The 23,378-nt window shown below is 56.0% G+C and carries 20 protein-coding genes; 12 read left to right on the forward strand and 8 right to left on the reverse strand.

Annotated elements, in window-relative coordinates:
• Both OS190_RS16695 and tssA read right to left on the reverse strand, forming a co-directional pair.
• Nucleotides 1–185 (reverse strand): type VI secretion system contractile sheath small subunit (locus tag OS190_RS16695; RefSeq protein WP_267159864.1); only part of this gene is annotated, 185 nt, incomplete at its 3' end.
• 87 nt (nucleotides 186–272) lie between these two features.
• Nucleotides 273–1,289: a type VI secretion system protein TssA gene (tssA, locus tag OS190_RS16700; RefSeq protein ID WP_267159865.1), complete on the reverse strand. Its 1,017-nt coding sequence runs from the start codon at nucleotides 1,287–1,289 to the stop codon at nucleotides 273–275.
• A 215-nt stretch (nucleotides 1,290–1,504) separates the two neighbouring features.
• Between tssA and OS190_RS16705 the strand changes: the two genes are divergently transcribed.
• The 12 genes from OS190_RS16705 to OS190_RS16760 all read left to right on the forward strand — a co-directional run bounded on the left by OS190_RS16705 (nucleotide 1,505) and on the right by OS190_RS16760 (nucleotide 18,550).
• Nucleotides 1,505–3,112 (forward strand): hypothetical protein, encoded by a 1,608-nt coding sequence (locus OS190_RS16705; protein WP_267159866.1) that lies wholly within the window; start codon nucleotides 1,505–1,507, stop codon nucleotides 3,110–3,112.
• 17 nt (nucleotides 3,113–3,129) lie between these two features.
• A complete protein-coding gene (locus OS190_RS16710) occupies nucleotides 3,130–3,558 on the forward strand; it encodes a hypothetical protein (RefSeq protein ID WP_267159867.1) in 429 nt (142 codons plus the stop codon).
• Between the two features lie 2 nt (nucleotides 3,559–3,560).
• Nucleotides 3,561–4,187 carry a MotA/TolQ/ExbB proton channel family protein gene (locus OS190_RS16715; protein ID WP_267159868.1) on the forward strand — a complete coding sequence of 209 codons (627 nt, stop codon included), beginning with the start codon at nucleotides 3,561–3,563 and terminating at the stop codon, nucleotides 4,185–4,187.
• Nucleotides 4,188–4,208: 21 nt separating this feature from the next.
• Complete coding sequence (locus OS190_RS16720; RefSeq protein ID WP_267159869.1) at nucleotides 4,209–4,643, forward strand: ExbD/TolR family protein; 435 nt, start codon at nucleotides 4,209–4,211, stop codon at nucleotides 4,641–4,643.
• A complete protein-coding gene (locus OS190_RS16725) occupies nucleotides 4,640–5,038 on the forward strand; it encodes an ExbD/TolR family protein (protein WP_267159870.1) in 399 nt (132 codons plus the stop codon). Before OS190_RS16720 ends, OS190_RS16725 begins: the two co-directional genes overlap by 4 nt.
• Complete coding sequence (locus tag OS190_RS16730; RefSeq protein WP_267159871.1) at nucleotides 5,035–6,396, forward strand: DUF4384 domain-containing protein; 1,362 nt, start codon at nucleotides 5,035–5,037, stop codon at nucleotides 6,394–6,396. The genes OS190_RS16725 and OS190_RS16730 overlap by 4 nt, the downstream gene beginning before the upstream one ends.
• 299 nt (nucleotides 6,397–6,695) lie before the next feature.
• Nucleotides 6,696–8,492, forward strand: a complete 1,797-nt coding sequence (locus OS190_RS16735) for a ShlB/FhaC/HecB family hemolysin secretion/activation protein (RefSeq protein WP_267159872.1) — start codon at nucleotides 6,696–6,698, stop codon at nucleotides 8,490–8,492.
• On the forward strand, nucleotides 8,437–13,599 hold the full coding sequence (locus OS190_RS16740) for an MBG domain-containing protein (protein WP_267159873.1): 5,163 nt from the start codon (nucleotides 8,437–8,439) through the stop codon (nucleotides 13,597–13,599). Before OS190_RS16735 ends, OS190_RS16740 begins: the two co-directional genes overlap by 56 nt.
• 12 nt (nucleotides 13,600–13,611) lie before the next feature.
• Nucleotides 13,612–15,558 (forward strand): caspase family protein, encoded by a 1,947-nt coding sequence (locus tag OS190_RS16745; protein WP_267159874.1) that lies wholly within the window; start codon nucleotides 13,612–13,614, stop codon nucleotides 15,556–15,558.
• 82 nt (nucleotides 15,559–15,640) lie between these two features.
• Nucleotides 15,641–16,759: a cupin domain-containing protein gene (locus OS190_RS16750; protein WP_267159875.1), complete on the forward strand. Its 1,119-nt coding sequence runs from the start codon at nucleotides 15,641–15,643 to the stop codon at nucleotides 16,757–16,759.
• A 13-nt stretch (nucleotides 16,760–16,772) separates the two neighbouring features.
• Complete coding sequence (locus OS190_RS16755) at nucleotides 16,773–17,696, forward strand: fumarylacetoacetate hydrolase family protein (protein ID WP_267159876.1); 924 nt, start codon at nucleotides 16,773–16,775, stop codon at nucleotides 17,694–17,696.
• On the forward strand, nucleotides 17,693–18,550 hold the full coding sequence (locus OS190_RS16760; RefSeq protein WP_267159877.1) for an alpha/beta hydrolase: 858 nt from the start codon (nucleotides 17,693–17,695) through the stop codon (nucleotides 18,548–18,550). Before OS190_RS16755 ends, OS190_RS16760 begins: the two co-directional genes overlap by 4 nt.
• A gap of 8 nt (nucleotides 18,551–18,558) precedes the next feature.
• Here OS190_RS16760 and OS190_RS16765 read toward each other — a convergent pair whose 3' ends face one another.
• The 6 genes from OS190_RS16765 to OS190_RS16790 are packed head-to-tail and all read right to left on the reverse strand — an operon-like array spanning nucleotide 18,559 to nucleotide 23,328.
• Nucleotides 18,559–19,533: a phenylacetate--CoA ligase family protein gene (locus OS190_RS16765; RefSeq protein WP_267159878.1), complete on the reverse strand. Its 975-nt coding sequence runs from the start codon at nucleotides 19,531–19,533 to the stop codon at nucleotides 18,559–18,561.
• A 54-nt stretch (nucleotides 19,534–19,587) separates the two neighbouring features.
• Nucleotides 19,588–19,980, reverse strand: coding sequence for a RidA family protein (locus OS190_RS16770; RefSeq protein WP_267159879.1), 393 nt, complete (start codon nucleotides 19,978–19,980; stop codon nucleotides 19,588–19,590).
• 11 nt (nucleotides 19,981–19,991) lie between these two features.
• Nucleotides 19,992–20,681: an ABC transporter ATP-binding protein gene (locus OS190_RS16775; RefSeq protein ID WP_267159880.1), complete on the reverse strand. Its 690-nt coding sequence runs from the start codon at nucleotides 20,679–20,681 to the stop codon at nucleotides 19,992–19,994.
• Entirely contained in the window at nucleotides 20,678–21,433 is a 756-nt protein-coding gene (locus OS190_RS16780) for an ABC transporter ATP-binding protein (protein ID WP_267159881.1), read from the reverse strand. Before OS190_RS16780 ends, OS190_RS16775 begins: the two co-directional genes overlap by 4 nt.
• Entirely contained in the window at nucleotides 21,423–22,409 is a 987-nt protein-coding gene (locus OS190_RS16785) for a branched-chain amino acid ABC transporter permease (protein WP_267159882.1), read from the reverse strand. The genes OS190_RS16780 and OS190_RS16785 overlap by 11 nt, the downstream gene beginning before the upstream one ends.
• Nucleotide 22,410: 1 nt before the next feature.
• On the reverse strand, nucleotides 22,411–23,328 hold the full coding sequence (locus OS190_RS16790) for a branched-chain amino acid ABC transporter permease (protein ID WP_267159883.1): 918 nt from the start codon (nucleotides 23,326–23,328) through the stop codon (nucleotides 22,411–22,413).
• Nucleotides 23,329–23,378 lie beyond the last annotated feature (50 nt).

Genomic DNA, 23,378 nt, shown 5'->3' on the forward strand with positions numbered 1-23,378 from the left:
TCAAGGAACTTGCGGTCGGCGACGGCAGGCTGTTCGACCTCTGATTTGCCGGCAAGATCGCTCATCACGCCCATGACGAAAGGCAATTGTACCTTCTTTTCGGCACCGTACAATTCCACATCATATTCGATTTGAACGCGAGGGGCCCGGTTTCGGGCGATGAATTTCTGGGAACTAGTGGCCATGAAGGGCTCCTTGGTCTTGAAAAATGGGATGCAAGGATTGTCTTGCGGTGAAAAATAAACTTGGAGCTGAAAGGGCAGCGCGTCGCATCAGTCTCTGATCCCTCCAACAATTTTGACCTGTTCGAGCCCCTGTGGGGCGATTTCTTTCATGATGGTCATAAAATCTGCGCCAACCAGCTTTTTCGCCCGTTCCAACAGAATCGGCATCGGGCTGGACGGTTCGTTGCGGTGATAATACCCGATCATGCGGTCCAATGCATTTGAAACATCCGAAGGCGAATTGATCGCTCCGCCACCGGTTGCAGCTGCTGGGGCTGCTACAGTGCCCTCGCCCTCAGCGGCTTCGCCGCCCTCTTCCGCCACGACAACGTCGCTTCCAACGACCTCAGACAAACGGCGAATAATCTGGCCGATTGTTTTTTGAACGTCTTCCAGATCAGGCCCCTGCCCCGGCGTTCTCTCAACAAAAATAGCATCGATCGCCTTGATGTCGGCCTGCGCACTGAGCGCGCCGGCCAACATGTTGGAAAGAGATTCCGAATCGGTGTCTTGAAATGCCGCCCCAATCGCCGCGCTGTCTGGAACTTCCGTCATACCCGCAGGCGCGGTCGCGGTTCCTTCTGCTATTTCGATCATCCGCAGGCTCATGCGGCCGAACATCCGGCTGTCCGTCAAGGGCGCGCGACGCAATGCGCGAATCACGGTGTCCGAACCGTTTAGCCCCTGTACGGCATTGATCCGCATGGTGGGATCATTGTCGTCGTCTTCGTCCAGTTCGGGGTGGCAACTGTCCCAGTAGGTTTCAAGACATCCACGTATATAAGCGGTTGCCTCGGCAAAGCCCGGCAGGCCCTTGGAGTGCAAAATCGCCTCCGCGTAAAACACTGCAGCGCGAATATCGTGGCTGCGCTCAAGGACGCCGACAGCTTTGACAACAACATCTGCAAAATCAGGGTCTTCGGCCTCCCTGATCTTGTCGCCTTCTTGCTTTTCCTCGCCCGGCTGTGCCGCCAGTTCCATCTCGACGAAACCGGGATCATATTCAAGGTTTTCACCGCTTGGTTCGTCATCCCCATGGGACTCAAGCAGTTTTGCAACGTCCATTTCAGCCCCCCTTTAGTCTATTTTTCTGTAATCGCGGACAGCGTTACAGATCAAAAACAATCGCAATATATACCGTAACCGGTTCAAAACAAAAAATAAATTAACGCTTCGCCAAGTCAAAATGACAGAAAAGCAAATGCAAGCTTGACCAATAGTCAGCCTTATCGTCATTTTTAAGTCAATGGCTTTCCGCCAAAAAATGCGAGGAATTTCAGATGGCCTATGTTCCAATGAAGACCGATGAGCTCAAAAAAATGGTGATGATGGGCAAGAAACGGCCAATGAATTTTGCCTATAATCCGGGCCCGAAGGAACAGGATCTGATGATCATTGATCGCATCAAGGCCCCCGAAGTACTTGGACGGCTTGCGAAAAAAGAGGGCAAAGGCCCCAAAGTGGCGGCTGGCGTCTTTGAGATTGATGCGAAGAATTTCACCATCAAGATACCAAAGGAACTGCCGGGACTTGCCAAGAAGCTGCGCAAGTATCTCAAGACCATGGATTTTTCTTTCAAAATTATCGTACTTGATTCCAACGGGACGCTGCTTGAATCCGACGGCTCGGACGAAGATCAGCAAGACGACCTATCCCCAAAAGACCCGAGCCAGGCACAACAGGCCACGGACACGCAAACACCCCCACAAGCCTCTTCGTCAGAACCTCAGGCCGCGACTCCCGAACAACTGCAATTGACTGAAGCCGGACAACAACAGCGTGCAGATCTCGCCGAACGGTTGCGGAAAATGCAAAGCCCGATTGCTGACTTGGGAACTCAAGGCATCCCGTTGGGCAAAGCCGCTGCAACGGTGATTGCCCTGCTCAAGGCGGGATCGCTCGACAAGGCCAGCGAAGCGCTGAACAAGATGGAAAGCGGACTTGAAAAAGCGCAGGCCAGCCGCATCAAACCCACCGAACCCGTAGAAGAACCTGCATCCCCCGTTGCCAGAAGGCTGATGGACCGTGCAACGGCAGTACGCAATAGCATCGATACGCTGCAAGACGGCGCATCCGGCCCCGTCAAAGACAAGCTGGTCCAGGGGCTTGCGGCGCTTCAGGCAAAAGATTGGGCCGTAGCTGACGCACGACTGGCCGAGGCTGAATCAGCCTTGAAAAACCCGCCACCAGCCGCCGATCCAGCCTCTGGCGATCCGACGCAGCAGGCCGCTTCCGATCGCGAGACACAAGCACAGTCACAGCAAAAGTGGGAGTCCATATCGGGCCAAATTCAGGCCAGCGTCGACAAGGCAATGCAGGCCAAAATCGGCGATCCGGAAAGCATTCAGCGCGTTTTTGACGATGCCAAACGCAAGGCAGAGGCAGGCGATTTCGATCAGGCTGTCGCCGCAGCTGCCAACACGGTAAAGCTGATCAAGGCCGCTGCTGCAGAGGGCGTGGTACCTGCCCGCGACGTGAATGAAAGCTCAACAGCTCATGTCGCCATGTACGATAGATCCCGCCTAAACTGGATCAAGACCCGCATCGGAATACGTGCAGAATTGAACAAGCTGAAAACCGCTATTGAAACGCATACTAAAGACGTTCCAGGTTTGGAAGATGTTGCGCCAAAAACCGGCGTTCTGTTTACCTACGTCGACGAACTGGACACTGCCCTGGAAACAACGCTTGATGCCCTGATGAAATCGCCAGACGCGGCAGAGCGCGACAAGCTGAAAAGCGAGGCGATCGGAATTATCGGGACTTATCGCACAACTTTGAACAATGATTTCTTTCAGGCCGTTGATGACAACGGCTTTACGCCAACTACAATTCGTAGCACCGCCCTGACTGCACTCGCCGGAGTTGAAACGGCTCTCGCGGCTTAACCAACAAAGGATGCGCAATGATATTCACACGTTTTATCACCGGCTTGATAACATTTATTGCGTTTTCGTTTCCCGTCGCCAGTCTGGCGCAATCCGCCGGACTGAGCGTTGAACTGAATAAGATCGAGCCGTCGCAAAGTGGCGGATGCAGCGCTTTCTTTCTATTCAGGAATGCGACCGAAAACAGCTATGATGGCTTTGAGATGTCCTTGGCGATCCTTGATACCCAGGGTGTAATTGACAGGTTGTTGTCGATCGATGCCGCACCCTTGCCGGTCAGCCGCACGACTCTCAAACTGTTTGAAATTCCCGAAATCGCCTGCACCGACATTTCGGAGATCCTGTTGCACGATCTCACCTCCTGCCGCCCGCAAAACGGGGAAGAAATGGACTGTTTTCCAATCCTCACCCTGCAAAGCCGCGCTGCGGTTGCATTGGTCAAATAGTGATGTCGTTTGATCCAGGAGGATTGGGTGCGGGTGGCATAATCATTGTTGTCCTGGCGCTGTTGTCGGCGCTCTCGCTGACATTGATCGTCGTGAAAACTCTTCAGCTGTTGCCTGCGCGTTCCGGGGCCGTGCGTCGGGAAGAAGCGATAGGACTTTGGGCGGCAGGGAACAAGGATCAGGCAGAGGCCGCCGTCGCAAATGGCAAAAGCCCGGCAGACCGGGTAATGGCCTATGCGATGAAGTCTCTGGCCAGTGGTTTCAAAGGGGCAACCCTGCACGCAGAACTTCTGCGTCGCGGAAATGAGGAACTTGCCCGTATGAACAGCCTGTTGCGGGTTCTTGAACTTATCGCGATGATCAGCCCGCTGCTGGGATTGCTTGGTACCGTGATGGGCATGATCCAGTCATTCCAGGCCTTGGAAATGGCGCAGGGTGCGGCAAATGCCTCTGTGCTCGCGGGCGGGATCTGGCAGGCTTTGCTGACCACTGCTGTCGGGTTGCTGGTGGCGATCCCTGCCGCGGTCGGGGCCTCTTTATTGTCATCGCGTGCCGAAAGCGCGGCCCAGATGATTGAAAATTCCGTCGGGCGTTTGATGCTTGTTGAGGAAAACCCTGACGCCGCCTGAACAAGACCGGAGCCAAAGAGAATGACGGACGTTCCTCCTCTGACCCTGCGCCGTCCTCGCCCCACAGGCGCGCTGATCTCACTTGTGGCGATGATTGACGTGTTGTTGATATTACTGGTGTTTTTCATGGTTACTTCGACGTATCTTGATCTCAACATGATGCCCGCCCTGGCGCAGGACGATGAAACCGGTACAGCCACGCAACAGACCGGCACAGCCCAACCAGTTCTGGTGAGAATTGGTGCGGATGGCAGACCCGCTATTCGTGGAAAAACACTTGCGCTTGCGGATCTGGACAGGCTGCTGCGTCAGCGGTTGACTGCTGAACCAACTCTGTCTGTCGTGATCCTGCCCACAGGACAGGCCCGCACGCAGGCCCTTGTCAGCGTAATGGACACCGCCACCCAGGCGGGCGCAGGCAATATTCGTGTGATACATCTTGAGAGCCGCCCATGAGGTTGACCCGTCCACCCGCACGGCAAGCGCCCGAAACGATCATTGCCCTGATTGATGTGGTGTTTTTCCTGCTGGTATTTTTCATGTTGATCGGGCGAATGGATGCCACCGCCCCCTTCGAGGTCACACCCCCCGTCGCTGCAACAGGGTCGGACATGCCCGCCGGTGGCATCACCATGTCCGTCAGCGAAGACGGTGACCTTGCCGTGGATGGCATCCAGACAGATGCACCTATGGTGATGATATTGGAAAAAATCGCACAGGCACCTGAAACGCTGGTCCGCATTAACGCGCATCACCGCGCCGAATTGCGTTTCATTCTGCCCATGATCGCTGAGTTGGAGGCGGCAGGTGCGCGTGAAGTTGCCCTTGTCGTTACACCGGCCGGCCCATGAAGGCAGGTGCTGGGATATGGATGCTGGGGATCTTTGTTTCCATTCTCCTGCATCTCGGGGCGGCGGCCGGGCTGAGGGCGGCACTGCAACCGGACCCGGTGACAGATCAACCTATCCCGCAAAGCCGTCTGAACGTGGCAGCGCAGGAAATGCGCCGCAGCGACGCTGCTGAACAAGCACCGCAAAGCGAAGAAGTGCTGGAAAAAGCATCATCGGGTGCAAAACTTGGGGGGGACGCGATTGCATCAACCCGCGCCTCACCGGTTGCAACACCCTCTGATCGGGCGGAGGAACAGGCATTGCCAGCACAGAGCACCGCAGCAGCAAAGGCGAATGTGCCTGTTATCAGTTCATTGCCCACAACCGCAGCCAAAGCTCTACCATCGCGGCTGCCAGTTGCGGCATCAATGCAAACGCCATTTGTCACCGCCTCGGCGCAGGTGCAGGCGCCGTCGCCAACCACATTAACCTTTGTTCAACCAAAGCCCGTCGTCAGTTTGCCCGAAACACCCGAAACCATCGTAACCCTGGAACAGAAACCGCAGGTCATGAGAACCAAGGCAACGCTGGCCTTTCCCGCGGCTGGCCCCGTTGACCCGGTGTCGCTTGCTGCATTTCAGAGCTTTACCCAACCAGAAGGCACAACTGGGGCGGCCCTGCGCGACAATCTAAGCGCCGCACTCTCTGTGCCCTGCGCAAGAATGCAGGTCACGTTTGATCCTGATACAACCACGCTGCAACTGACCGGACATGTGCCCGATTCCGATGATCGCGGGCCGGTTCTGTCCGCCCTGCGCGCGCAAATGGGTCCCGATATTGCTGTTGTGGACAATCTGCTGGTCCTGCCTGCCCCGCAATGTGGTGCCTTGACGGGAATTGCCGGTGTCGGATTACCTCAATCAACCGATCAAATCACCAATCCGATGATCGTCGGTGAAAACACTCATGCACGCGCTTTTCGCTATTTCACCGATGACGCGCTGGTGCTGACATTAACGGCACCGGATTATCCGGCCTATGTCTATGTCGATTACTTTGACGCTGACGGCAATGTGATCCATCTCACCCCGAACGAGGCAACCCCCTTGCAAATCCTTGTCCCAAAGGAAACCCTGACCGTCGGCGCAGAAAACGCCCGTGAAGAAGGCTTGTTTGTCACCATCGGCCCGCCTTATGGCCAAGAGATTGCAGCGGCCTTTGCCTCTTCCGTACCCCTTTATGACGGTTTGCGCCCGCTGGTAGAGCCTGCCGGTGCCTACCTTGACTGGCTCAAAGACAAGGTTGCTGCAGCCCGCGCCCAAAATGCCGGGTTCAAAGGAGAATGGGTGTATTTCTTTGTTACGACCGCCGCCCGATGAATCGCATGGCTGACAGGTCAACTGCACGGTCATTTTCCGTGCGCATGCTAAACTCTGACACATTCACCCCGGGTCAGCCAATCAAGCAGTCTGCATTGGTTTGCACTGTTCCTGAGGGGCGCACCCCCCTTCACCCATGTTGTGAGCGGGTTTGCGCCTTTAAAGTTGCATAAAAAGCGCAACGTACACGGGAGCTGAGACCAATCCTTCCCTTGGCGATGATTTCAAAGCAGTGTAAGTTGACACTAAGAAATTAAAACTAATTCTTTTTTTGAACTCTTTGTATCGGGAGGTCTGTCGTGCTGGGACCCATTCTTGCCAAGCGTGCGCTGCTCGCCCCCATTTTGCTGCGCGAAAAAAGCAGTGTTTGGGCGGCTTTGATGCTTTGCTGCGCTGTCGGAATCGGCACAGTCGCGACAAATGCCCAGGCGCAAACCGCAAGTGAGATCACCTCCTCCACTTTCGCTCCGGATGCGCAGCGCCTCAAAGGCAGTGTCGTCTTTTCCGGTGAGCGTGGCACCAAGGCGCCGGCAGGCTCCGAAAAACTGTTGATCAATCTGAAGGATGTTGATCTGGATGGCGGCCTGCCCCAGATGGCCGAGATTAACGCAGCCACCAGGGCGCGCCTGTCTGGCAAGACCATCACGGTCGCCGAGATTTTCAATGCCACTTCTGACCTGGAAACAGCCTATACTCAGGCCGGTTTTGTATTGGCCCGTGTTGTGCTGCCTGCGCAGGAATTGCGCGATGGCGGAAAACTCAGGATCGTTGTTATCGATGGGTTTGTAGAAGAAATCGACACCGCCAACGTACCTCTAAAGGTACGCAATCGCATCACACGCATCACCGAACCCCTGGTCGGTAAGCGCAGCCTGCGCCTGCCCGAGATCGAACGCCAGCTGCTTTTGGCTGGTGACACATACGGGGTTTCGCTGGGATCCGCTCTGGCTGCAGGGGCCACACCCGGTGGTACATCCCTGATCCTTCAACCTGAATTCCGGCCCGTGACCGGGTTTTTCGCATTTGACAATAGTAACGCCAGTTCGCTTGGCCCGGTCAGCCTGAGCGCGGGCGTCGAATTCAACTCACCCTTTGACTTGGGCGAAACCCTATATGCGCGGATCTCCGGTTCGCCGGCCAACGACAATGACAACGGGCTTGGCGCATTTCTGGGCAGCGACCCGCGTGTGCGTACCCTGTCGGTCGGTGGGGTGATTCCGGTGGGCTTTGATGGGCTGACACTCAACATAGAAGCAACCGACAGCCGCACGGCGCCCGACCCGCTGGCGGTGCCCTCGGTCAGCCGGTTCGAGCGCACCTCTGTTCGCCTGTTTTATCCCTTTATCCGTTCCCGCAATCGTAACATTTCCGGTCAACTGACCCTGGAACGCCAGACCGACGAACAATTCCTCGTTGGTCCAAACAATGTCAGAACGCTGGTCTACGAAGACAAAACCAGCGTGCTGCGTGCTGCGGTTGACGGTTTCTGGCTAACCGACGGTGGATCAGCCATCGAAGCCGGTGCCGTATTGTCCCGCGGATTTGACATCCTGAATGCCCGGACAGCAGCAGATGTCGGCACTGGTACACCACTTTCGCGACAGGGTGCTGACGCAGAATTTACCAAGCTGATCGTGTCGGGTCGTTTGCGTCGTACAATCAACGAAAAATTCAATTTCTCGCTTGCCGGACGGGCGCAAAGCTCCTTTGGCGATGCCATGCTGACCTCAGAACAATTCGGCATCGCCGGCAGTCAGGAGCTTTCCGGATTTGACGCAGGTTCTATCAGAGGTGACAGCGGTTTTGTCGCCCGTGCGGAAATTTCAATGCCGCAACAGACATCTTTTGGCGATACACCACTTTTAGTCAGTCCTTATATTTTCGCAGCTTACGGGAACGTGTCATTAGAGGCACCCACCCTACAAGAAACAAAGGATGTCTCTGCAACATCCTTCGGTCTTGGAGTCGAGCTGAACACATTGAGCAAATCCAATTTCTCGTCCGCAACTATGCGGATCGAATACGCAAGGGGAACGCGTGATGATGACCTGCCGGACAACAACCGCTTTAGCATCCAGGGCTCTTTCCGCTTCTAAAACGAAGAGCCGTCATTCACTTTTTTACAGCCTGCTGGCATTTGCCACGGCGCTCATCCCGGTTTGTGCCACCGCGCAAAATCTGCCAACAGGCGGCACGGTTGTGCATGGCAACGCGACCATCACAACGCCAAACGCCAACAACATGATCATCAACCAGGGCAGCGACCGCGCCGTGGTGAACTGGAACGGCTTTTCGGTCGGTGCAGGTAATCGGGTGGACATCAATCAACCCTCTGTTGATTCCTCGATCCTGAACCGCGTCACCGGTGACACCACCAGCCAGATCCATGGTCAGATCAACGCCAACGGGCGTGTGTTTGTCGTCAACCCCAACGGGATCTTCATCGGGACCACCGGATCGGTAAACACCGGGAGCTTTGTCGCCTCGACTCTCGGCATCCGCACCGATGATTTTGTCACCGGCCAAACCGTGTTTGAGGGGAATGGATCCTCCGCAACGGTCAGTAACGCAGGCCAGATCCAGGTCGTGACAGGTGGCTATGCCGCCCTGATCGGCGGCAAGGTCAAAAACTCGGGGACGATTCAGGCGCCGCTGGGTTTTGTCGGGCTAGGGTCCGGCGAACGCATCACGCTTGATCTCGCCGGAGACGGGTTCTTGCAGGTTGCGCTGCCAACCAATTCGGACGATGACAGTCTTGATGCCTTGATCGAGAATTCCGGCACCATACAGGCCAACGGCGGCACGGTTCAGATGTCTGCGGCCACTGCTCGCAACGCGGCGCGCCACGCGATCAACATGAGTGGCGTCGTAGAAGCCCGTACTGTTTCGGGCCGTTCGGGTCGTATCACCTTGGGTGGCGGGGCCGGTGGCAAAGTGTCTGTAACTGGAAAGCTGCGCACCAAGACACGCAGCCGACCTGCAATTCAGGTTACGCAATCCGCACGGCCCGCCCTGCGGCCGGAACACGGTGGCGATATTACCATCACCGGTCATGATATCGCCCTTGGTGGTGCCGAGATCGACGCAAGCGGTACCAATGGCGGGGGCAGCATCCGTATAGGTGGTGCCTTTCAGGGTGGTCCGAGCCTGCCCACCGCCACAAGCCTGACCGTCGATGCAACCTCGATCATCAAGGCCAATGGTATCGAGAACGGTAACGGCGGTCGCGTTGTCCTCTGGTCAGATGACCGCACCGAATTTGCCGGCAACATCACCGCACGCGGTGGTTCTCTGTCTGGCAATGGCGGCTTTGTTGAAGTGTCTGGCAAACGGCATCTCGCCTTTTCCGGCCTCGCCGACACAACGGCAGAAAACGGTGCCTGGGGCACCCTTTTGTTGGACCCGAATGACATCTTCATTGTAGCTGCTCTGACCGGCGATGACGGCGACATCCTGGCCTCGACCATCGAAAGCGCGCTGGCGGTGAACAACGCTGTCGAAATTCTATCAACCTCTGGTGCCGGACCTGACGAAGGCCGGATTGAGGTTAATGCACCGCTGACATGGACCACCAATTCAACCCTGTCCCTGATTGCCGACATCGCCGGTCCGCCGACGGATGACTCGATCGTCATCAACGCCCCCATTACCGCAACAAATGGCTATCTGCGGTTGTCTGCCTTCGAAACTGTTGGGACAGGCCCAGCCGCAAGCCGGTTCATCGCCACAGGCCAGGACGGCGACATCAACGTCGGAACCTTTGAAATTGCCATCGGGGACTGGGTGCAGCACGGGGACAATTTCCCGGTTTCGGGCCTGCCGTCTTTTGAAGCGCGCAATTTCGTGCTTGGTAACGACACATCCTTCTTGCGCGCGACAGCAGGTGATGGCGGTGCCACCCCATACAGCCTTGTCGACATCTACGGTGTGCAGGGGATTTCAGGCAATACGAACTATCAACTGGCTGATACCATCGACGCTACGGGCACCCAATTTTGGGAGTCACTCGATCCGCTGACCAATGGCGTGCGCAACTCCGGTTTTGTCCCATTGAATTTCAACGGCGATCTGGAAGGCAACCGCAATGTGATCGCCAATTTGTTCATCAGACAATATCCGTCAGCAGGTGGTCTGGATGATACCGGTCTCTTCTCCAGTGTTGGTGATAATGCAAGGTTGATGAACTTCAGCATTCTGGACGCTGATGTGGCAGGTGAGAATGCAGGCATCCTTGCTGGCTTTAATGGCGGCTTCAACAGCGGCATTCGCGCGACAGGCACAGTCGTTGCCTATGGTGAATATGGCGGGGGCCTCAACGCCTTCATGCCCTTCGGACAATTGTTGAACAGTTCTGCCAACGCCAATGTTTCGGATGGTATCGATCCCTCTGACGCTTTGAACCTCGCTTCGGGCCAGGTCAGCCTGGGTGGGCTTGTCGGTGCCAGCAACTTTGGCGATGTCATCAGTTCGAAAAGCGCAGGCAGCGTCACCGTTTCTTTCGCCGATGAAGCCTTTGCCGGTGGGCTGGTCGGAACCAATGCCGACATTATCCGCAATGTCTATTCGGAAACATCCGTGACTGTCACCGCTGGCGCGCTGACGAACGAAGCAACCATTGGCGGAATTGTTGGAGAAAATGCGACCAACGGAACCATTACCAATGCAATCGCGACAGGTGCTGTAACGCTCGAACCGGGGTGTTGTGCCGGTTTCGGACTAGAAGGAGGGATCGCCGGCGAAGATGACCCTTCTGACGAAAGCATTCTATCCTCTTTCTGGAATTTCGAAACTACCGGTCAGGGGGCCAGCGGTCAAAATGGCGAAACCTTTGGCGATACAAACGGCCTGGGCCAGTTTGAGGGCGCATTTGCTGAAACCACCGCCAGTTTGCGCGATGCAGAACTGTTTTCTTCTGTCGCTGTGGTGTCTGGTTGGGACTTTGGCAATGTCTGGGCTATCCCCCAGGATGGTGTGGATATGGCACGGCTCTATACCGTTGACCCCGTGATCAGCGCGAGTGACCCTACCGAAACGGAACCGGATTTCCAATACAATGGTACGACAACCGGATTTTCCGCCGTTGATGGCCAGTTTTTCGGCGGCCCTGCCGACTATCTGTTCGGACCTTTGGGGGACACCGGCGATCTGACGATAATGGAAGATCAGATCATTCTGTCTGACGCGAATGTCGGTCCGGTCACCTTCACCTTCCCTACCAGCTATACCAGTGATATGGGACAGGTGTTCGACGTCCGCTCACTTCCCAAAGACGCAAACGTCGTGCCTGCGCCTTTGACTGTTACGGTCAACGATACCTTCAAGACATACGGCGAGGTTCTGACCTTTGCAGGCGTCGATTATACTGCCACCACTCTCTTTGCAGGCGACACGATCACCGGAGCGGATGTCAACAGCGCCGGCGCACCGGCAACAGCAACTGTTGTCGGCTCTCCCTATACACTTAACCTGAGCAATTTGACCGGATCGGGACTGGGCAACTATAACATCTCGATCGTACCCGGGCGCTTGCAAGTCGTGCAACGCGGCCTGAGTGTCGTGATGAATGACGCAACCAAGACCTATGGCGAACAACTGCTCTTTAACGGTACGGAGTTTACCTCAATCGGATTGATCAACGGCGACACATTGACCAGTATCAGCATTACAAGCGACGGTGCCGCCTCAACTGCACAGGTCGCTGACGGTCCATTCAGCATTGAAGGCAGTGCGCCAGTTGGCTCGGGAATCGACAATTACGCTCTGTCGTTCACGCCTGGGACGCTGACAATCAACCCAGCCCCCCTGACCATCACGGCAGAAGACCAGAGCAAACCGTTTGGAACCGAATTTACCTTTACAGGGACCGAATTCACCGTTGTCGGCTTGTTGAACTCCGATGAGGTGACCGAGGCAACATTGACCAGCAATTCCGCCTCAGCCGAAGCACCGTTTACCGGACCGGGTGGAGAGGCGATTTTCATCACCGATCCGCAGGGTTCCGGGCTTGATAATTACCACATCACACTGGTGAACGGTGTATTCATCGTCGCACCCGGCAATCTCACGATCACCGCCTTGGACCAAACCAAGATCTATGGCAGTGACCTTGTCTTTGACGGGACGGAGTTCTCTGTCGTCGGATTGGCAGAAGGCGACAGCGTGGACAGTGTGACACTTGTAAGTGCAGGCGCGGCGGGCACAGCCCAGGTTACCGATGGTCCCTTTGCCATCGTCGCAAGCGATGCCGTTGGTACAGGGCTTGAGAAATATTCACTGGTCTTTGCCGACGGCAGTCTCACTGTCATTCCGGCCCCGTTGAGCGTCACCGCATTGGACCAGACCAAACAGCAAGGACAGCTCTTTACCTTCAGCGGCTCCGAATTTGCGACATCTGGCCTGTTCAATGATGATGCGGTTACCTCTGCCACCTTCAGCAGTGCCGGTGCGGACGCCGATGCACAGGCGGACGACAGCCCCTTTGCCATCACCGTTGATTCCGTCACCGGTACTGGTCTTGATAACTATGACATCAGCACAACAAACGGGACGATGACGGTGCAAGACAATATCGCCCCACCGCAGGTAAACCCGGTGCCAGGTGGCAATACCACCATCACCAACCCACCGGACGCGATTACGATCTCTTTCCCTGATACCGGAGGATCCGCTGATCTAGGTGGTACCCAGACTCGAAGAGACGGGACAGGCGGACCTACACAAACAGTACCCCAGGCTAAAGCCACCAATGAGGCTGTCGACGACATATCGACAGAACTGGAACTTCAGGTTCAATCCTGTGGCGGTGCCGATCAGGACTTTGATAACTACATGGCCTGCCTCAGCGACTCTCTGGATACCTACTCCAATGCGCTGGACGAGATCGTAAATGATCTGCCTGCCGGGCTTGAAACCGTATCGGCCACGATCCGCACTGCCAGCGACAGCATCAAGGCGTCTGCAGCCCGTGCCCAGCGACGCCTGGCCGGTGCCACCACCGACGCACAGCGCCGCGCCATCCGCCGCGATGCGGTGAACGAGGCACGCGGTGCAATCAACGAAGCCAAATCAGAGATCCGCAAAGCGATTTCGTTGATCCGTGCTGACGATCCCGAAGTGACCAGTATTCAACGCGACACCGGTGCACGTATCATTCAGGCATTCGATGCGGTTGATTCCTCGCTGGTCCGGGCTGTTGAATTGTAGATGAGGGGAAATATGCGCGGGTTACTGATCAAATCAATTGCCCTTTTGATGCTGATCGCACTCTGGCCGGTGCAACCCGACGCGCAGCAAACCAAAGAGCGTCGCGTCGCGCTGGTCATTGGCAATTCCGCTTATGAACAGATCACGTCGCTGGACAATCCTGGCAATGACGCAACCGATATGTCTGTTGCCCTTGAGGGTCTTGGCTTTGATGTCTTTTATGGACTGGATGTCACCGAAGAGGAGATGACAGGCCTCGCCGACAAATTCGCGCGCGCCATTGAAACCGCGGATGTGGCCTTGTTCTATTATGCTGGTCACGGGTTTCAGGTGGCTGGCCAGAACTTTTTGGTGCCTGTAGATGCACGCATCGCGACACCCGCGGATGTGAACGATCAGACAATCAGGCTGAATGACATTCTGGAGCAGATGGAGCAGGCCCCCGGCATCAAGTTTGTTTTTCTTGATGCCTGTCGAAATGACCCGTTTGAAGGGGCGGTGAACAGCGTTTCAGAAGGTTTGGCGCGGATTGGCAATGCCCGCGATTTCATGATTTCCTTTGCCACGCAGCCCGACAATGTGGCTTATGACGGCACCGGCCGGAACAGCTTTTTCACCACTGCCTTGCTCAGCCACATTTACACGCCGGGTCTGGATATTTCCGATCTGATGATTTCAGTGCGCAAGGATGTACTGGCAGCCACTGGCGGGCGGCAGATCCCATGGGAAAATTCTTCGCTCACCCGTCAGTTCCGTTTTGATCCACGCCCCGATACCGGCTCTGCCGAAACACTGCTGTGGCAGGTCGCCGTGAACGCAGGTGATCCGCAACTGATGGAACTTTACGCCGAACGCTATCCTCAGGGTACCCATGTCGCCGAAGTTCTGGCCTTTCTCGATCCTTCGCTGGCCGGTTCGAACCTGTCGCGGGATTATTCGCCACAGGAACGCGACGCCCAGGAAGAACGCCTGTGGCAACTGGCAAGACGCAGCCGGATGCGGCCACTTGTTGAATTCTACATGAAGAAATACCCCAAAGGGGTCTATATCGCAGATGCCAGCCGACTGATTGCTACCCTGCCCGCCGAAGACGACGCCCGTGCCGGTCAACTATGTGAACGCCTTGCCACGCATCCGCGTGATGCCACGGCGATGACCTCGGGTGTGCCATTCCACAAACTTCAGGAAAACGCTTTCTCCGCGATGCAGGCCTGTCTGGCTGCCACCAAGGAAAACCCCGAATTGCCGCATTATACCGCCCTGCTCGCCCGTGCATCCGTTGCGGCGGGCGATCTGGAACAGGCGATCCGTCTTTACCGGGAGGCTGCAACACGCGGTGATCTGCGCGCCATGGTCAGCCTGGGATTGATGACCGAATCCGGCCGCGGTGTCCCCGCAAGCCAGATCGAGGCCCTGCGCCTTTATCAACGGGCCGCCAGCCTTGGCAGCCCGGATGCAAAGATCAACCTCGCCGTCGCCTTGTTCGAGGGACAAGGACTTGAAAAGAACGAGGAACGCGCGGTTGAACTGTTGAAAGAAGCGGCCGATCTTGGGTCTGCTATCGCCACTTTCAATCTTGGGGTGCTCTCACGGGACGGAGCGACGGGTGATCCGTCAGATGCCCTTGGCTATTTCAAGCGGGCGATCAAGGCAGGCGAACCACGCGCCTATGTGGCCAGCGCGATCATTCTGGACGAAGGCCGGGTTGTCCCACGCAATCCCGATCATGCGGCCAATATGTTGTTGCGTGGTGCCGCCGAGGATTCGGGGCAAAGCATCCAGCAGATGACCGAGAACACCGCCGACTGGTCGCGCGAAACCATCGCCGCCGTACAGGAACGCCTGAAAGCAGCCGGATTTTATACCAGCACCATTGATGGGCGCAGCGGCCCGAATTTTGTCGCCGCCCTTGAAGCGTGGCGCAATGGCGGCTTTGAACCGGACGTGTTGATCGAATAACTATAGCTCTTTTGCCAAACGCCTTGCCACGGTCTCCACAGTGGATACGATGCCGCCAAACGCCAAGGGGGAGGAGAGCACAATGGGCAGGGAACCTGACAACCAACGCGAAGAAATCGCAGGGCGCGCCAATGTCACCGATACGCCGGAACTGCTGGCCTATTATGATGAACTGAACGATGTCAACGCCGGCGCTCTTTGGACGGTCGCCAACAAGATCGAGCCTTGGGAACCGCAATCCACCTCTCGTCCGGTCCTTTGGCGTTATGCCGATCTACGCGAAAAGGTGCTGCGCTCGGTTGATCTGGTGACGCCCGAAAAGGCTGGTCGCCGGGTCATCTATCTCAACAACCCGGGACGAACGGAATTCTCTGCTGCTGTTGGCTGGATCTACGCGGGTCTACAGGTCATGCACCCCGGCGAAAATGCCACCGCGCACCGTCACTCGGCATCGGCGATACGTTTCATCATGGAAGGAAGCGGTGCCTATACGGTGGTTGACGGACACAAGATGACACTGGGGAAAAACGATTTTGTTCTGACACCCAACGGCACCTGGCATGAACATGCGGTTGAGGCATCCGGTACGCCCTGCATTTGGCAGGACGGCCTCGACATTCCGTTTGTAAATGCGATGGAGGCAAACTTTTTCGAGGTGCATCCAGACCTCTCGGAACCGGTCCGCTATCCGGTCGATGACATGACCAGGACATGGGGCAATGCGGGGCTCACCCCCGGAGGTGGCACTTGGGACAAGGGGTATTCCCCGATGTTCAAATACCAATGGGACCGGACATATGAGGCGTTGAACCGTTACGCCGGGGCGGTTGATCCCTCTCCCTTCGATGGGCATCTGATGGAATATGTGAATCCCACGACCAACGGCCCGGTGATGAAAACCTTGGGGGCGTCCATGCAGCGTCTGGCCCCGGGCGAAGCGACCAAGGCACATCGTCATACAGGCAGCTACCTTTACCAGGTCGCCAAAGGCAACGGTTACTCCGTTATCAACAGCCAAAGATTCGACTGGAGCGAACGCGACATTTTTTGCGTTCCTTCCTGGGCCTGGCACGAACATGCCAATGTCTCTGCCAGCGATGATGCCGTCCTTTTCTGCCTCAACGATCTCCCCGTTATCCGCGCCCTCGGTCTCTACCGTGAAGAAGCGCTTGGCGAAAACGACGGCCACCAGCCAACATAACAACAGGACTAACATGAAACTCGTTACCTATAAAATTGATGTCGAATCCGCTGGCCGCCTTGGTGTGATCCAGGATGGACTTGTCGTGGATGTCGCAGGCTTCGGAGAAACTGCCGGACTTGATTTCCCCCACCGTATGCTCGATTTCATCGATCTCGGCCCTGTAGCCCTGCGCCAGTTGCGCGAAGCATTGGATCTTGCTGGCGGCGAGTGGGGCAATGCCTTGGCCTTGCCTTTGGAAACCGTCACGCTGCTGGCCCCGATCCCGCGTCCACGCAAGAACATCTTTGGTATCGGTTTGAACTATCTCGACCATATCACCGAAAGCGCCAAGGCGCTTGACACCGATGACGCGCTTCCCAAGGAACCGGTGGTTTTTTCCAAACCACCCACTGCCGTCGTCGGCCCAGGAGACGCTGTTCACCACGATGGCGACATGACACAACAACTGGACTGGGAGGTAGAGCTTGCCGTTATTATCGGCACCACTGCCCGCAGGGTCGCACGCGAGAATGCCTTGAAACACGTTTTTGGCTATTCCGTGATGATCGATGTATCTGCACGCGACAACCGCCGTGCGGGGCAATGGATCTTTTCCAAGGGGATGGACACATATGCGCCCTTCGGCCCTTGCATCGTCACTGCTGACGATATTCCCGATCCCCAGAAACTGGACCTCTGGTTGACTGTGAATGGTGTGGAGAAGCAAAGCTCGAATACCGCAAAGATGCTGTTCAAGGTGGATGAATTGATTTCGGATCTGTCCAAAGGCATCACTTTGGAACCCGGTGACATCATCGCTTCAGGCACTCCCGAAGGGGTTGGCGCAGGGCGCGATCCGCAGGAATGGCTGTGGCCTGGCGACGTAATGGAAGCCCATGTCGAGGGCATCGGTACCATCCGCCATCCGGTCATCAATGCGGTACAATTCAAATGAGCGGCTTCTCGATTGACCCTCAGATCGACCATGATTTTAACGCCCGCGAAAGCGTTGCTTCCTTCGACGACGAATTCGCGGCATTGACCCGGATCAGCAGAGAGGCAATTGCCACCCTTCCCTGCCAACGCGATCTGATCTTTGATCAGCAAAGCGGCAGCGCGCTGGATCTCTATGGCGCGGCACCTGACCGCCCGGTTTTCCTGTGGATCCATGGCGGCTATTGGCGAATTGGCACAAAGGAAGAGAATGCCTTTGCCGCCCCGGGTTTCGTGGCGAACGGTGTGGCCGTCGCTGTGATGGATTACTCTCTGGCTCCTGATGCCAGCCTGGAACAAATTGTACATGAGGTGCGCAGCGCCGTCAGTTGGCTTTCCCGCGAAGGATCACAATTCGGTCTGGACACTCAGAAGATTCATGTTGGCGGATCATCCGCGGGTGGGCATCTGACCGGCACCGTGCTCGCCGGTGGCTGGCATGCCGACTATGACCTACATCCAGATACCATTGGCGCCGCTCTCGCGATCAGCGGCATCTACGATCTTGAGCCGCTTCTTTATACACAAGTGAACGGCTGGATGGATATGGATATGGATACGGTTGCAACCCTGTCGCCCATCCGTCACATCCCGGACCGGACACAGGCGCAACTGCTTTTGTCCGTTGGCGGACAGGAACGCGCGGGGTTTCTGCGTGAGACACAGAATTTTCATGATGCCTGGGCCGCAAGGGGGCACGCCGTAACGCAGATCGAAATGGCGCAGTACAACCATTTTGACATTACCGGTAACCTGGCTGATCCCCAGTCCAGCCTGGTGCAGACCACGCTTGACGTGATGCAGGCCGGTGTGTGACCCCGCTTCTAGCCGACCAATTGGATGACAGGAAAAACATCAAAAGCAGTGCGCAGCCTGCTGCCCGAACGCATTGTGGCCATGCGCCCAGTGTTCATGCGCAAGAAAGGCGTCGCATGGTTGGTAACCAATGGAGTCAACACCAACATGCCGGCAACACCTTCTTCCACCTGCTCCATCGTTTGCGGGTCCAGTATTTCAGGGTAACAATAGTCTGACCAGAACCGGAAACCATAGCATTCCGCGTCTTCACACCCCAACATCATCAATTCGCTCAAGGCCAGACAATCGCGCACCTCTGCCCCCCACTTCTGCGATAAGGAACGCCGTGTCTCATCTGACAAAGCCTCACCGGTACAAAGCATCCTGCGCACACCGTCAATGACCAGATCAACCTTCTGGTTTGCCGCCAATTGCGCCAAGGCAAGGCCGGTACTCACTCGACCGATCCAGGCAGATGGCTGCAACAGGCGCACAAGATCAAGCTGAGCAGATAGATCCTCTGCCCCGCAACAAACCATTGCTATGCCGATTTCCGTGGCACTCTGCGCCATAAGATGACCTGTGGGGTCCATTCCCATCGGCAGCGAAAGATGCGTCAGATCATCCTCACCCAATCCCCCAAGAACCAAGGCGCGTTTGACACCGACCATCGCATAGCGTTGATCCCGTGAGGTTCGCGGAAACAAGAGGCCTGTGTCGTCGCTCCGCCAAAATTCAACGATGTCTTTCCGCTCTGAGACACAGAAAGCTTGGAGAAAGGCCTCTTGCCCCATCGTTTTCATAGCCGACATTTCAAGAATCGGAATTTTTGCCCATTCTTCCGGCCGACTGACGTGATCAACGTTGATATGATCCAGGCGGCCCCGATAAAACGGGGCCTTGCGGGCCTTAATAACAGCATTGATCCGCCCAAGGGTCTGTACATTCTGCATCCCCCCGACGCTTTCGGGAATGCCCAAATCAACAACCGGATTGATCATTTACCTGCCTTCACCTTGGGTTCAGGTCCAGGGTAGCGACCACCTGCCTCGGCGTCAAAGCACCGCTGTCGCTTCGATCTCCAACAGGGCTTCATCCTCGATCAGGCCCGCAACCACAACCATTGTCATTGCAGGAAAATGGCGGCCCAACACCTTGCGGTAAACCCCACCCACTTCCGCTTGTCGCGCAAGGTATTCTTTTTTATCAATGACATACCATGTCAGCCTTACGATGTCTTCCACCTTGCCGCCCGCGGCTTCCAAGACGGCGACAATATTCAACAATGCCTGTTCCATCTGACCAATAAAATCGTGGCTTTCAAACACCTGTTCACCCGTCCAGCCGATTTGCCCACCAATAAACAGATGGTTGTCTGCCGTTTTGACCCCATTGGCATAGCCTTTGGCCTTGGTCCAACCCTCTGGTTGTATCACTTCATGCGGCATTTTATGTCCCTCTAAATTCCAAGATAACGGTCTGTTGTTTCAGTGTTCAGCGCATCGATGCTGCCGGTCCATACAGATTTGCCCCGCTCCAGGATCACCACTTGATCGGCGACCTGGCGCAGTTCGCTCAGGGTCTTGTCTACCACCAAAATCGACAGATCCCCGGTTTGTTTCAATGTTGCGATTGCAGACCAGATTTCCTGACGCACCACAGGAGCAAGTCCTTCTGTCGCCTCATCCAAAATCAACAAGCGCGGGTTTGTCATCAGGGCACGCCCAATCGCCAACATCTGCTGTTCGCCCCCTGAGAGCGACGCAGCAAACTGATCACCGCGTTCCTGCAACCGCGGAAACAGCGCATGCACCGCAGCAAAATCCCAGACACCGGGTTGCGCCGATGCATAGAGGTTTTCGTAAACGGTAAGGTTGCTGAAGCACCGCCGCCCCTCCGGTACAAGCCCAAGGCCAAGCCGCGCGGCCTTGTGTGTCGGCAATCCTGAGATGTCCTGGCCCGCAAAGGATACGGTCCCGCCCGTGTTTTTCAGCATTCGGCAAATCACTTTGATCGTCGTAGACTTGCCCATGCCATTGCGGCCCATCAAGGCCAGAACCTGACCTTCGTCAATGTTCAGATCCACACCGAACAAGGCCTGCGACGCACCGTAAGAGGCGGTTATCCCGTGCATGTCCAGCAGGCTCATATCGCGTCCTCTTCACCCAGATAGGCCACGCGCACTTCGGGGTTTGCACGTATGTCATCGACAGTCCCGGTGGCAATGATCTTGCCATAGACCAGCACCGAAATCCGATCTGCACAGGCAAACACTGCGTCCATGTCATGTTCGACCAACAGAATTGGCGCCTCTTGTTTCAATTCTTGCAGAAATTCGGTCAGTGCCTTTGATCCCTCCGCGCCCATTCCGGCCATGGGTTCATCCATAAGGAAAGCGCGCGGTGCAAGGGTCAGGGCCACAGCGACTTCCAACTGGCGGCGTTGCCCGTGCGACAATTCAGCGGTGATCGCATTTTCCTGCGCTTCCAGCCCCACCCGTTTCAGGGACTCCCGTGCCCGGTCCAATAGGGCTTTGTCCTTCATAGCCGGTGTAAAGAGCCGAAACACCTTACCGCTTTGACCGATGGCGCCCAGCACGGCGTTTTCCAGAACGGTATATTCCATCGCTAACGCGGATATTTGAAATGTACGGCCCAACCCCCGTCGCGCCCGCTGTGCGGTATTCAATCTGGTGACATCATTGCCCAGAAACTCGATTGATCCGCTGTCAGGTCTCAATCCTCCAGCGATCTGTTTTATCAAGGTCGACTTGCCTGCTCCATTCGGGCCGATCAGGGCATGAATCTCCCCTTGTCTGAGGTCCAGGGAAATGCCGTCACTCGCATTCAACGCGCCAAAGCTTTTGCGGATATTGCGTACAGACAGAATGCTATCCGTCATGACTCACCTCCCGCTTTGCCAATTTGCCAATGATGCCTCCCTTTGCAAACAGCACGACACCCAACAGGATTGCGCCCAGATAGATGAACCAGTATTCCGATAACCCCCCTAGGAAATGTTCCAACAAGATATAAAGAGCAGCGCCCAGTACAGGACCGAATAAGCGCCCAACCCCGCCGAGAATGATAAATATCATGATCTCTCCCGAGATCTGCCAAGAGAACATCGTCGGACTGACAAACCGGTTGAGATCGGCAAACAGGGCACCTGCCAGTCCCGTAATGGCCCCCGAGATGACAAAGGCAACCAGTCGGACGCGATAAACATTAATTCCAACGGTCTGAACCCGTTCTTCATTCTGGTGCGCCCCGTTTAGTGCCAGACCAAAGGGCGATTTGTTGATCCGGTCCACCAGAAACAGCGCTGCACAAAGCAACACAAAGCAGATGCCGTAAAATTGGATCGGGTCCAGTGTATTCAGCCCCGGAAACTGGTTGCGGACATAAATCGAAAGGCCATCCTCACCGCCGTAAGCAGGCCAGGAGATCGTAAAGTAATACAACATCTGGCCAAAGGCGAGCGTGACCATGATGAAATAGACTCCGCTTGTACGCAAACTCAGCGCCCCGACAAGCAAGGCCAGAAGCGCGGACATCACGATTGCAACCAACCAGATTACCGGCATCGCATTGGTGCCTTCGATCAAAAAAGGTACCTGCAGGATCGGTTCGTAGTTTTGCGCATGGCTTGCAAGAATGCCCATTACATAGCCACCGACACCAAAATAGGCGGCATGACCAAAACTGACCAATCCGCCCTGCCCCAACGCGAGGTTCAGACCGACACCGGCCAGTGCAAAGATCACCGCGCGCGTAGCCAGCGTGACGGTAAACGGTTCTCCAGTGACATAGGCATGGGCGGGGACCACCAAGAGAAGTGCCAGCACGATCAGATTGATATAACGTTCACGCAACATGCTATGTGGCCCCGAACAGGCCGGTGGGTTTGAACAGCAAGACCCCCGCCATCAAAATATAGATCAACATCGAAGCCAGTGCGGATCCGACTGTTGTGGCGGCCGATGCCTCCATGAAGCTACCAAAGACCAGTGGCAGCATCGTGCGCCCAAGGGTATCGGTCAGCCCCACCAGAATTGCGCCTGCAAAGGCACCTTTGATTGATCCGATGCCGCCGATCACGATCACCACAAAGGCAAGAATCAGCACCGGTTCTCCCATACCTACCTCTACCGACTGGATCGCACCAACCAACGCACCTGACAATCCGGCAAGGGCCGCGCCCAGAGCAAATACCATTGTATAGAGCACCGAAATATCCACTCCCAGAGCTGCGATCATCTCGCGGTCGTTTTCACCCGCACGGATACGCATGCCGACACGGGTCTTGGAAATCAGCAGGAACAGGCCCACTGCCACGGCCAGGCCGATCCCGATTATTGTCAATCGGTATAGCGAATACTGAATACCACCTGGCAGCGTGATCGACCCTTTCAACACCTCCGGTACGTTCAGGAACAAAGGGAAGGATCCGAAAATCCAGCGAGTCGCTTCGGAAAAGATCAGGATCAGGGCGAAGGTGGCCAGGACCTGTTCCAGATGGTCCCGCGCATATAATCGTCGAATGATCGTAAGTTCGACCAGTGCCCCTACAATTGCGGCCGCAACCAGACTGGCGATCAGCGCAAGAAAGAAATTGCCCGTCCACCCGGCAACCGCCGCCGCGGCGAAGGCCCCGATCATATACAGCGACCCATGCGCGAGGTTAATCAACCCCATCACGCCAAAGATCAACGTGAGGCCGGCCGCCATCAGAAACAACATCACGCCGAATTGCAATCCGTTGAGAATCTGTTCGATCAACAGAAGAGTATTCATCCACCCGCCTCATTTTATAGGGCCGCCACCCTGTGCAGCGGCCCTGTTTG

The organism is Sulfitobacter sp. F26204 (assembly GCF_026410305.1).
Lineage (GTDB): Bacteria > Pseudomonadota > Alphaproteobacteria > Rhodobacterales > Rhodobacteraceae > Sulfitobacter.